The 10,801-nt window shown below is 67.8% G+C and carries 9 protein-coding genes and 1 pseudogene; 4 read left to right on the top strand and 6 right to left on the bottom strand.

All coding sequences use genetic code 11. The features are described from left to right. Window positions 1-112 precede the first annotated feature (112 nt). Window positions 113-1,000, top strand: coding sequence for an NAD(P)/FAD-dependent oxidoreductase (locus tag OGL92_RS18205; RefSeq protein WP_263146269.1), 888 nt, complete (start codon window positions 113-115; stop codon window positions 998-1,000). A 70-nt stretch (window positions 1,001-1,070) separates the two neighbouring features. Here the strand turns inward: OGL92_RS18205 and OGL92_RS18210 are convergent, their stop codons facing one another. The 4 genes from OGL92_RS18210 to OGL92_RS18225 form a co-directional block, all read right to left on the bottom strand. Beyond that, on the bottom strand, window positions 1,071-1,319 hold the full coding sequence (locus OGL92_RS18210) for a hypothetical protein (protein WP_263146271.1): 249 nt from the start codon (window positions 1,317-1,319) through the stop codon (window positions 1,071-1,073). 113 nt (window positions 1,320-1,432) lie between these two features. Further along, the gene (locus OGL92_RS18215; protein ID WP_263146272.1) at window positions 1,433-2,338 is read right to left on the bottom strand and encodes an alpha/beta hydrolase; all 906 of its coding nucleotides are present in this window, start codon (window positions 2,336-2,338) and stop codon (window positions 1,433-1,435) included. Window positions 2,339-2,538: 200 nt separating this feature from the next. Further along, complete coding sequence (locus tag OGL92_RS18220; RefSeq protein ID WP_263146274.1) at window positions 2,539-3,231, bottom strand: pseudouridine synthase; 693 nt, start codon at window positions 3,229-3,231, stop codon at window positions 2,539-2,541. Further along, window positions 3,231-3,443, bottom strand: coding sequence for a cysteine-rich CWC family protein (locus OGL92_RS18225; RefSeq protein ID WP_263146276.1), 213 nt, complete (start codon window positions 3,441-3,443; stop codon window positions 3,231-3,233). Before OGL92_RS18225 ends, OGL92_RS18220 begins: the two co-directional genes overlap by 1 nt. 210 nt (window positions 3,444-3,653) lie before the next feature. On the opposite strand from OGL92_RS18225, the gene OGL92_RS18230 reads away from it, so the two are divergent. The 3 genes from OGL92_RS18230 (at window position 3,654) to lapD (ending at window position 7,166) form a co-directional block, all read left to right on the top strand. Continuing rightward, window positions 3,654-4,034 (top strand): hypothetical protein, encoded by a 381-nt coding sequence (locus OGL92_RS18230; RefSeq protein ID WP_263146278.1) that lies wholly within the window; start codon window positions 3,654-3,656, stop codon window positions 4,032-4,034. A 511-nt stretch (window positions 4,035-4,545) separates the two neighbouring features. Then, window positions 4,546-5,220, top strand: a complete 675-nt coding sequence (gene lapG, locus OGL92_RS18235; protein ID WP_263146295.1) for a cysteine protease LapG — start codon at window positions 4,546-4,548, stop codon at window positions 5,218-5,220. An 8-nt stretch (window positions 5,221-5,228) separates the two neighbouring features. Next, a complete protein-coding gene (gene lapD / locus OGL92_RS18240) occupies window positions 5,229-7,166 on the top strand; it encodes a cyclic di-GMP receptor LapD (protein ID WP_263146280.1) in 1,938 nt (645 codons plus the stop codon). 201 nt (window positions 7,167-7,367) lie between these two features. Here lapD and OGL92_RS18245 read toward each other — a convergent pair. Together OGL92_RS18245 and OGL92_RS18250 are read right to left on the bottom strand one after the other, a co-directional pair. Then, window positions 7,368-7,703 (bottom strand): annotated as a pseudogene (locus tag OGL92_RS18245) (tryptophan synthase subunit beta); the annotation flags it as partial. A 46-nt stretch (window positions 7,704-7,749) separates the two neighbouring features. After that, window positions 7,750-10,801: VCBS domain-containing protein (locus tag OGL92_RS18250; RefSeq protein ID WP_263146283.1), on the bottom strand; the 3,052-nt coding region annotated here is incomplete at its 5' end.

The following is a 10,801-nucleotide window of genomic DNA, read 5'->3' on the forward strand; positions in this document are numbered from 1 at the left end:
TTACCCCATGCCCCACTGGAACTTCTGCTCTTGTTCCATCGCTCGAACGGCTATGAGTATATTTTTTATTAGTGTATCTTTTAAAGATACACATTTATGAGTAAGAGTTCCCATGCTTTACGATGTAGTCATTATTGGCGGCAGCTATGCGGGTCTTTCGGCAGGGCTCCAGTTGGCGCGGGCGCGTCGACGGGTATTGGTGGTGGATGCCGGCGAACGGCGCAATCGGTTTGGAACGATGTCCCGTGGCTTCCTGACTCAGGACGGCGTGGCGGCGGCAGAGATCGCTGCCGTGGGCCGCGCGCAGTTGATGGAGTACGACGGAGTCGACTGGCTACCCGCCCGTATCGAGCGGGCGCACCACATTGCCGGAGGCTTCGAGTTAACCGACGACCAGGGACGTACCCATCAGGCGCGTCTGTTGGTCCTGGCCACTGGCGTAGTGGATGAGTTGCCGGCGATTCCCGGGCTGGCCGAGCGCTGGGGCAAACAGGTGTTCCACTGCCCATATTGTCATGGTTACGAACTGAACCAGGCACGCATCGGTGTACTGGCTTCCTCGGCGTTTTCGATGCATCAGGCGCTCATGCTGCCGGATTGGGGCCAGACCACCTTGCTGCTTAACGGCAGTTTCGAGCCGGACGCGACACAAATGGCACAGCTCCAGGCGCGCGATGTGACGGTCGAACGCGGTCTGGTGGCGCGATTGGCAGGGGCCTCCCTGGAAGTGGTGATGCGCGATGGCCGGACGTTGCCGTTCCAAGGGCTGTTCATCGCAACGCGGCTGCACGTGTCTCCCCTCGCGGTACAACTGGGCTGCGCGCTGGTGGAGGGGCCACAAGGCGTCTTCATCCGCACCGACAGCACCCAGGCAACCTCTTTGCCGGGCGTATTTGCCTGCGGCGACACCGCCAGGGCAGCGGGAAACGTCGCCTTGGCCGTCGGCGACGGCGCCTTGGCTGGAGCCGCAGCGCACCGGGCGCTGATGTTCGGACGATGAGCGCTCGTATTGCGAGGCGGCTGCACAAACGGCGGCACTACGCTGCCTCAGCGTCGAGCGAATTTCTGTGTCAAATGCCGCTGCCTGCCAGGCAGGTATGGGCACCGGCAAGGGCGGCCGCGGCGACGCCGAGGGGAGAGCGGTCAGGCCTGCGAGAGCCCACCCGGCGGGGCACGGCCTCGCTGACGAGCGCCAGGTATTTGCCGCGCTCGCTCGCAGCGTCGTGCAGCGCCGTTCGGTGATGGCCGAGCGCCCGATGGCTTTCCGCGCAGCGATCGTTCCATCCGCGCGTGCTGCGCGCTTCGACGCGTTCATACATCGTCCCGCGCGCCATCGGTCTCCCGTCTCGTAGGCTCGGGTTGGCCCGAAGGGTCTTTTCATTTCATTCGTCAGAGTCCGTTCCGCGAGGCGGCGACCTTCCACGGGGCCGCCTCAGGTGCCGGTATGCAGCAAGGATTCCCGGGGCCGGTTCTGCCAGAACGGTGGTCGTGGTGGATGGCGACGTGCGAGTGGGGCGGGTGTGCGCAGGAAGCCCAGCACGGCGTCGCGGGTTTCCAGGCAGGCGAGTTTGTGCTCCAGGTCGAGGAAGTGGCCGGCGTTGCGGACGGTGGCGAATGTGCTCTGGCCGATCAGGCCGGCGAACTGGCGGGCGTCCTCCGGCGGGGCGTATTCGTCCCGTTCGCCGTTGATGAACAGCAGCGGGATGTCGATGGCGGCGAAGGTGCGCGTATAGCCCATGGCGTCCAGGCTCAGCACCTGGCGAATGTGCTGGTGCATCTGGGCGTACTCATGGGTGTCGAGATTGCTGATATGGCGGTGGTTGTGGCGCTTGAACAGGGCTGGCAGGTGCTTGCCGATGGTGGTGTTGACCAGCCCGGCGACGTTTTCGCGGTCGCAGCGTTGCAGGTGCTCCAGGCCCCGTTGCAGGTAATCGAGCATGGCGGCGTTGATCAGCGGCGAGAAGGAGCCGATCACCGCTTTCTCGAGGCAGGCGGGCCGACGCGCCACGGCCATCAGGCTGGCGACGCCGCCCCAGGAGAACGACATCAGGTGGTCGGCCTGGAACCGCTCGATCAGGCCCAGCAGGATCTCCGCCTCGGTCTCCTTGCCCAGATAGGCGCCCGGCGGGTTGTGCGGCTTCGAGCGGCCCGCGTAGGGCGCATCGTAGAGCAGCACGTTGAACTGCGGGTGCAGGTACCTCAGGGTTTGGGCGAAAGAGGCGGTGGTGGACAGCGAGCCGTTGACCAGCACGATGGTCTTGCTCGCCTGCGGGTGGTGATGGAACTCCGTGTACAGCTTGTGTCCGTCGATGTCGACGACAGCGGTATGGGCGCCCATGGCGTTTCCTCCGTGCAAGGTTCATCCAGGCGGTCGGCGTGCGGCCGTTCGCGGTGAGGCTCAGGAAACCGCGTGGGGATGACAGGAAGGTGTCAGGCGAGACGCCGGGCGACGTCCGGTGCGGTGGCACACCGCCCCGCGGGCGTATGGCGGTGGAAGGGGACGAGTCCCGCGGCGGTGGGAGCGGCTCGGCGCCGCGCTCAGAAGGCGTCGATTTCCGCCTGGGTCAATGATCGGTAAGCGCCGGGCGGCAACTGCAGGTCCAGGACGATCGGGCCGATGCGCTCCCGATGCAGGTCCAGCACCTTGTTCTGGAAGTGCCCGAACATGCGCTTCACCTGATGGTAGCGGCCCTCGTGCAGGGACAGGCGCGCCTCGCGCGGCGCGAGGATTTCCAGGGTGGCGGGGAGCGTGGTAAGACCCTCGTAGGCGAAGTGGATGCCCTGGGCGAACGCCTCGGCGTAGCGAGGCTGGATCGGCTGTTCGGTGTGGACCCGGTAGACCTTGGGCAGCCGGCTGCCGGGCAGGGTGGCGCGACGTGACCACAGCCCGTCGTTGGTGATCAGCAACAGGCCGGTGGTGTTCAGGTCGAGGCGACCGGCCAGGTGCAGTTCGTCCTTGTCCGGCTCGTCGAGCAGGTCCAGCACCGTCGGGTGCTCGGGATGGCAGGTGGCGCTGACCCAGCCGGCTGGCTTGTGCAGCATGAAATACCGCGCGGGCTTGCCGGCCTGTAGCGGCTTTCCATCCAGGTCGACGCGCTGGAACGGGCTGACGGCCAGCAGGCCATCGACCTGCACCATCCCATCGACGCTCACCCGGCCGCTGGCCAGCGCCAGGCGGACGTCCCGGCGGCTCAACGCGCCGCGGTGGCCGAGCAGGCGGTCGAGGCGCATCAGCCCGCCTCGTCTTCGGCGAGGCCGGCTGCGCAACGGGGGCAGAGGCAGGCCCGGTTGCGCGCCGCGTCCGGCAGCCGGTGCAGGGCGTGGCGGGAGACCGGCGCGCTGAAGCACCAGCAGGGTTGCTCGCGGGTTTCCTCGGCGCTTTGGGTGCAGTGATTGATCTGGCCGCACAAAGGGCAGATATCGGTCGGTAGTGGATGGTCCATGGCGGGCGGCGAAGGCGGTAGGCGGACGCACAGCCTGAAGCGCGGCGTTCCTCGATGCAAGACCGGCGCGAACAGCCCGCCGGGACATACGCGGTAATTATTCCGGGCAGGGCGGCTGCGATGCCGATCGTTCGTCGTGGTCTGAGTCCTTGGGTGCAAACCTGGAGCCGGCGTTCGCCGGGCTCCTCCCCGCGGTCGAAGGAGGCCGCCATGTATCGATCTCTAATCCTGGCGATGCTCGGTTTTTCCTTGGGCGGGTGCGCGGTCTACGACTATGGCGGTTATTCCGAACCGCCGCGCTATGTCGGGAGCTACGGCGTGCAGCGCTACGAGGTCTATCCCGCGCCTGTCTATCACTACGGGTATGGCGGGCGGCCCTATGGCGCCGTGCGCTACTACAGCCCGCCGCCTCCGCCGCGCTACTACCTGCCGCCTCCGCCGCCGCGCGCGCCAGGTTGGGCTCCGGGCTATTGGGGCGGCGGCCGTTATCGTCCGCTGCCGCCGGCTTACGGTCCGGGCCGACCGGGTTTGCCGCCGGGCTATCATGGCCCCGCGCGTCCACCGGTTCACGGAATGCCGATGCATCGCTGAGCCTTCCGTCGCTTCTCGCCGGGCGGAGCGATACGCCCGGCAAGAGGCCCACCCTCCAGGGCGCGCCCGCCCAGCGTCAGGTTTTTACGCCGCCCTGACCGCCACGTTTTTCGCTTTCCCCGACGCATGGGGAGGCCTTGCAGCCTGTCGCTTAGCGGAAAAATCTGTCCGCCCGATCATCTCCTCCTGCCCGCTGTGCCTCGAACGCTATAGTTCGAGCGGGGGCGGGCTTCCATGGCTCGCTGATTCCAGAGTGCCATTGTCTTTTGCCGAGGCAACGCTCACCATCCGCGTTCGATTTCCAGGGGCATCCTCGGTTGGCCACGAAAGCGCCGAACGCATTGAAACCGTCGCGTCTGGAGAGGCTTGCGGCGCTCGACCCGCCGCGGCCGATGCGCTCGGCCTGCGGGGAGGCGCCCCAAGGCTCGATCCGTAGCGAATTCGGCACCGCCTGGCATTCCTTTTCCACGAGACCTTGAGTGTGCAGATCCGACGCGGGCGATGGCGCGATATCCCGGGGCGAGGGCGGGTTCTGCTCGGCCTGGGCCTGCTCGCGTCGTTGCTGGTGGGGTCGCTGCGGGCCGACTGGGATTTTTCCCTCATCGTCGGCCGCGCCGAGGCGCTCTACGGTCCCCTCGGGGACGGCCGCCAGCGTATCGACGACTGGCAGCGTCTGCTCGCCAGCAACGCCGAGCAGAGCGAGGAAGACAAACTGCGCGCGGTCAATCGCTTCTTCAATCATGAGTTGCGCTTCGTCGACGATTCGACGCTGTGGGGCAAGGACGATTACTGGGCCACGCCGGTGGAGGCCTTGCTGCGCGGCGCGGGGGATTGCGAGGACTTCGCCATCGCCAAGTACATCAGCCTGCGCCGGCTCGGCGTGGCCAACGAAAAATTGCAGATTACCTACGTCAAGGCGTTGCGCCTGAACCAGGCGCACATGGTGCTGACGTACTACGCCCAACCGAAGGCGGTGCCGCTGGTGCTGGACAACCTGGTCGAGGCGATCCAGCCGGCCAGCCAGCGGACCGACCTTCTGCCGGTCTACGCCTTCAATGGCGAGGGGCTGTGGCTGCCCGGCGCGGCGGGCAACAAACGAGTGGGGGACAGCAAGCGCTTGTCGCGCTGGCAGGACCTGTTGTCGAAGATGCGGGCCGAAGGCTTCCCCGAAGAGCCGGCCCGATAGGAGCCTCAATGTCACTGTTCAAGCAATTGCTGATCGCCATCTGCGTGTTCCTGCTGGTCGCCTTCGGCGGCAGTTTCCTGGTGGGGCTGGAGAGCTCGCGGGGCCAATACGTCGACCAACTGCGTTCCCATGCGCAGGACGCGGCCACCGCCCTGGGGCTTTCCCTGACCCCGAACATCGACGACCCGGCGATGGTCGAGCTGATGGTCAGCTCGATCTTCGACAGTGGCTACTTCGCCAGCATCCGGGTGGTCGACCTGAGCACCGGCAAGGTGATGGTGGAGCGCAGCGGCGCGCGGGTGGGCCACCAGGCGCCGGACTGGTTCGCCGCGCTGATCGGCCTGGACCCGGCCGCCGCCGACGCCATCGTCAGCCGGGGCTGGGAACAGGCGGCGCGGGTCGAGGTGGTCAGCCACCCGATGTTCGCCATCGGCAAGCTCTGGCAGGGCGCCCTGGGCAGCCTGGTCTGGCTGCTGATATGCGGCGTGCTTAGCGCGACGCTCGGGGCCTGGTTGCTGCGGCGCCAGTTGAAACCCCTGGATTACATGGTCGAGCAGTCCCACGCCATCGCCCGTCGCGAGTTCCTCAGCCTGCCCGACCTGCCGCGCACTCCGGAATTGCGCCGGGTGGTGCAGGCGATGAACCAGATGGTGGAAAAGCTCAAGGCGTTGTTCCAGGAGCAGGCGGAACGCAGCGAGAAGCTGCGGGCCGATGCCTACCAGGACAGCCTGACCGGCCTGGCCAACCGGCGCTACTTCGACATGCAATTGCACAATCGGCTGAGCAGCGAGGACCGTGCCGGTCCCGGCTACCTGGTGCTGTTGCGGATCAACGATCTCGCCGGGCTCAACCAGCGCCTGGGCGGGCAGCGCACCGACCAGTTGCTCAAGGCGGTGGGCGAGCGCTTGCAGGACCTGGGCAGCGAAAGCGGCCGGCTGCCCGCGCGCAGTCGCGGCGGGGAGTTTGCGCTGCTGGCCCCGGGCCTGATGCGCGAGGAAGCCGAGCAACTCGCCCAGCGCCTCGACGCCGCCCTGGCGAACCTGGCCGCCACCGGAATCGGCGACCGTACCCCCCTGGCGCACATCGGCCTCGCCGCCTTCCATCCCGGCGACGCCGCGCAGACCGTGCTGGGCCTGGCCGACGAGGCGCTGTCCCAGGCCGTGGGGCAGACCGGCCGCGCCTGGGTATGCCTGGAGCACAGCCGTATCGCCAGCCGCGGCGACGAGCGCCATGCCTGGCACGCGCGCCTCGACCGCGCCCTACGCGAAGGCCGCTTCCAGGCCTTCTACCAACCGGTGGTGGACGCCGCCGACGGCCGGCGCCTGCTGCACTACAAGGTGCTCTCGCGGCTGGTCGACGAGCAGGGCGAGACCGTGCCCGCCGGGCGCTTCCTGCCCTGGCTGGAGCGCTTCGGCTGGTCCGCGCGGCTGGACCTGCTGATGCTCGACCTCACCCTCGCGCAGATGGGCGGGCACTCGCAGCCGCTGGCGCTGAACCTGTCCGGCGCCACGCTGCGGGAGCCGGCGGCCCTGGAGCGGATATTCGAGCGGCTGCGCGCGCATCCGGCGCTCGGGCCGCGCCTGATCCTGGAGCTGGACGAGGCGCAACTGCCGGAGCAGCAGGTGCTGGAGACGCTCACCCGGCGCCTGCGCGAACTGGGTTTCAGCCTCAGCCTGCAGCATTTCGGCGGGCGCTTCAGCATGATCGGCAACCTGGCGCGCCTCGGCCTGGCCTATCTGAAGATCGACGGCAGCTACCTGCGCGCCATTGACCAGGAGAGCGACAAGCGCCTGTTCATCGAAGCCATTCAGCGCGCGGCTCACAGTATCGACTTGCCGTTGATCGCCGAGCGGGTGGAGACCGAGGGGGAATGGCGGGTGCTCCAAGAAATGGGCATCCAGGGTGTGCAGGGGCAATTGTTCGGCGAGCCGGCGCCCTGGCGTTGAGCGGCTCGGGAGGGTAGGGCGGGCCACGCGTGGCCCTGGCGAAGCCGGCGCTCGCCCTTGGGCTCGGCGCCGATCCTTAGAGCTGGGCGCCTGGCGTCGTCCGGTGCATGCGGTAGGGGGATGCAGGCAGGCGAGCAGGGTCGATCGAACCGCTGGGACTCCGCTGCCCGACCTGCGCCGCAACGAGCGGGAAAAGCCATAGAGGATGCCGTTTTCCTCTTCGTCGAGCAGTTTGTACAGGCCGCTGAGGGCATCGCGGGCCTGGGTGCGGCTGGACAGCTTGGCCTGGGCCGCTGCTGGCAGGTCGGTCAGGCGAATGACGCCCTTGTCCATCAGGGTCTGGATCAAATCTTCCAGCACCCGAATCATGTCCAGGTCGCTCTGTTTCAGGCGCAGCAGGCTGGTTTCCAGGCTTTGGTTGGCGTACCAGGCCTGGATGTCCTGGTCGTCCGCCGGCAGCGTCCCGTCCATGCCCTCGAAGGGCGCCGCCTCGACCCTCAGCAGCCGGTTCCCGGTGTCGCGTTTTACGTACAGCATGGGCGCTCTCCTCGGATGCCCGGCGCCGGGCCGGGCGTCCCGCGCTTCAGTGGTCGATCTTGACCGTCGGGTCCGCGCCGGCGATCAGCGAGTTGACGATCTGCGAAGAGGTGGCGCCGTAGTGCGACAGGTCCACGGGGGCGCCACCGGTCTCCAGCTTGATCGTCACGTCGGCGGCGGCGCCATGGGCGAAGTTGCCGCTGCTGTTGATCTCCAGCGTCGAGGTTGTGGTGTTGACCCGCAGGTAGTCGAGGATATTGCCGTCGTTCTCGCCCTGCAGCAGGTCGCGCAGGTCGATGTGGTCCTCGCCGGGGGTGAAGTCCTTGATGGTGTCCTGCCCCGTGTCCCCGGCCTGCCAGACGAAGGTGTCCTTCCCGGCGCCGCCGGTCAGCTGGTCGTTGCCCGGTCCGCCGAACAGACGGTCGTCGCCGGCTTCGCCGAACAGGAGGTCGTTGCCGGCGCCACCGAGCAACTGGTCATTGCCGTTGCCGCCGTAGAGCGTGTCGCTGCCGGCCTCGCCATAGAGTTTGTCGTTGCCGTCGCCGCCGTACAGGGTGTCGTTGCCGCCGCCGCCGAACAGCGCGTCCTCGCCTTTCAGGCCGTAGAGGATGTCGTTGCCGTTCTGCCCATGGATTTCATCGGCATTGTCGGTCCCGGTGAGCGTCTGCCCGGCAGTGCCGCCGGCGGTGATGGTCGCCGAGGTGACGCCGCCGGGCAGGACTTGCAGGTCCAGCTGCTGGGTCGGGCTGTCCGCCACCAGGCCGTTGGCCTCGGTGGCGTGGGCGGCCACGGTCAGGCTCAGCGGACCGGTGTAGCTCGCATCGAGCTGCACCCGGGCGCTGGGCAGGTCCGCGGCATCGAGGGTGACGGCGCCATCGACCACGCTGTAGCCGGACGGATGGCTGGCGCTGACCAGGGTGGCGCCGCTGGGCAGGTTGCCGACGGTCAGGCTGAGCGCTTCGGAGCCGTCCGCGTCGCGCAGGGCCGAGACCAGGTAGGCCGCCAGGGCGATCTGGGTGAGGGTGCCGTTGGCGGCATTGCCGGCGATGGCGCCCTGGTACTCGGTCAGGTTGAGGTCGTCGATCAGCGCGCCGCGGCCATTGGCGTTGAACTGGGTGGCGTTGGTGACGAGGCGGATGGTCTGGTTGCCGCCGGTCCCGGTGAAGCTGAAGTGCAGGTTCTGCCAGGCGAGCCCGCTGTTCGGGCTGGTCGAGGCATAGGAGGCGATCTGCTTGCCGTCCACCAGCACCGCGATGGAGGTGTAGGCGGTGCTGAAACCCGGGCGCCCGGCGTAGTCCAGCGACAGGTCGTAGACCTTGCCGGCCTGGGTGGCGACAGTGCGCTCGATGCCCAGCGTCTGGGCCAGGGTGCCGGAGGCGTTGTTCAGTTCCAGCGCGTTGCTGCCGTTCCCGGCTGCGATGACCACGTTGACGTAGTTGCCCGCGGCATTCTGCTGGCTGTCGCCGCTGGTCCAGACCTCGAAGACGTTCTTGCCGCCGCTGAGGCTGTCCGGCGTGGTGATCAGGGTCCAGCCTTCCAGGGTGCTGCCGGGCACCGTCTCCGAGGTGCTGTCGCTGTTGCTGACGCTTTCCCAACTGGTGGAGAACAGCGCGCGGCTGCCGGTGCTCACGCTCAACGTCGGGGCGTCCGCGACCGGCGCGATGTCGAGGGTCATGGGCGCGGCGGGGCTGCTCAGTTGACCGTCGCCGACCTGGTAGTCGAAGCGGGCGTAGTGGCCTTGCAGGTTGCCCACGCCGGAGGTTCCGAACGCCGGGCCGCCCGATTCGTTGGCATCGGGCAGGAAGCGCAGCTTGCCGGCGTCGACGTCGGCCTTGCCGAAGGTCTGGCCGGCGCTGACGTTCACCCAGGCATTGCCCGAGTTGTATTGCAGCACGCCATCCTGAGGCAGGCTGGCGATGCGCAGCGTCAGCAGGCTCGGGTCGCTGTCGATGTCCGTCGCGTTGAACTGCGCCCAATTGAACACCAGCGGGCCGTCCTCGGTGCCGCTCGCGCTGCCGTCGGACACCCGCGGCGCATCGTTGACCGCTTCCACGGTGAGCGCGACGGTGGCGGTGCTGGTGCCGCCCTTGCCGTCGGTGGCGGTGTAGGTGAAGGAGGCCGGGCCGTTGTAGTCGGCGGTCGGGGTGAACACCACGTTGCCGTTCACCAGCGCCACGCTGCCATGGCTGGCGCCCTGCACCGAGGCGATGCTCAGGCGATCGCCGTCCGGATCGCTGTCGTTGCCCAGCAGGGTCGCCGGCGTCAGCACCAGCGGCGTGTCTTCCCGGGTGGTCGCGCTGTCGTTGGCGCTCAGGGGCGTGTCGTTGGTGCCGTTGAGGGTGATGGTCAGGGTGTGGGGCGTGCCGTCGAGGCTGTGCACGCTCAGCTCGCGGGACAGCGATTCGCCGCCCTTCAGGCCTTGTACCGCCGCAGAGGCATTGTTCAGGGTGTAGGTCCAGTGGCCGCTGGCGTCGATGCTCAGGGAGCCGTAGTTACCGTCGCTCAGGGTTTGGGCGACGAAGCCCGCCTGGCCGGCATCCAGATCGCTGACGGCGAGTGTTCCGCTGGCGGTGAGCACCGCATCCTCGGTCACCGCGCCACGGTCGGAGCCGGGCGTGGCGGCGCCGATCACCGCTGCGTCGTTCTGCCCCTGCACGTGGAGGGTCACCGTGGTGCTGGTGCCATTGTTCAGCCGGACGGTGAAGGCATCGGTTTCCGTCTGGTTGTCGACCAGGGCTTGCACGGCGGGCGAGGCATTGTTCAGCGTGTAGGTCCACTTGCCATCGGCGCCCATGCTCAGCGCACCGTAAGTGCCGTTCTGGGTACCGGCGACGAAGGCGGCGGTGCCGACGTTGAAAGCCCCGGAGGCGCTGAGGCTGACATCCTCATGGACGCTGCCTTCCTGGCCGCTCGGCGGCACCACCGGGGTGGCGGCCGCCGGGTAGACCACCACGGTGAGCGGCAGATGGGTTTCCGCGCTCGCCGCATTGGCGCCTTCGACGGCGGTGGCGCCGATGTCCAGGTCGAAGTGTCCGGTGAAATCCAGCGGCGGGGTGATGCTCAGCGTATCCAGGTTCCAGCCGTCCAGGTCAGCCCGA

It is taken from the genome of Pseudomonas sp. RIT-PI-AD (assembly GCF_025642785.1).
Taxonomy (GTDB): Bacteria; Pseudomonadota; Gammaproteobacteria; order Pseudomonadales; family Pseudomonadaceae; genus Pseudomonas_T.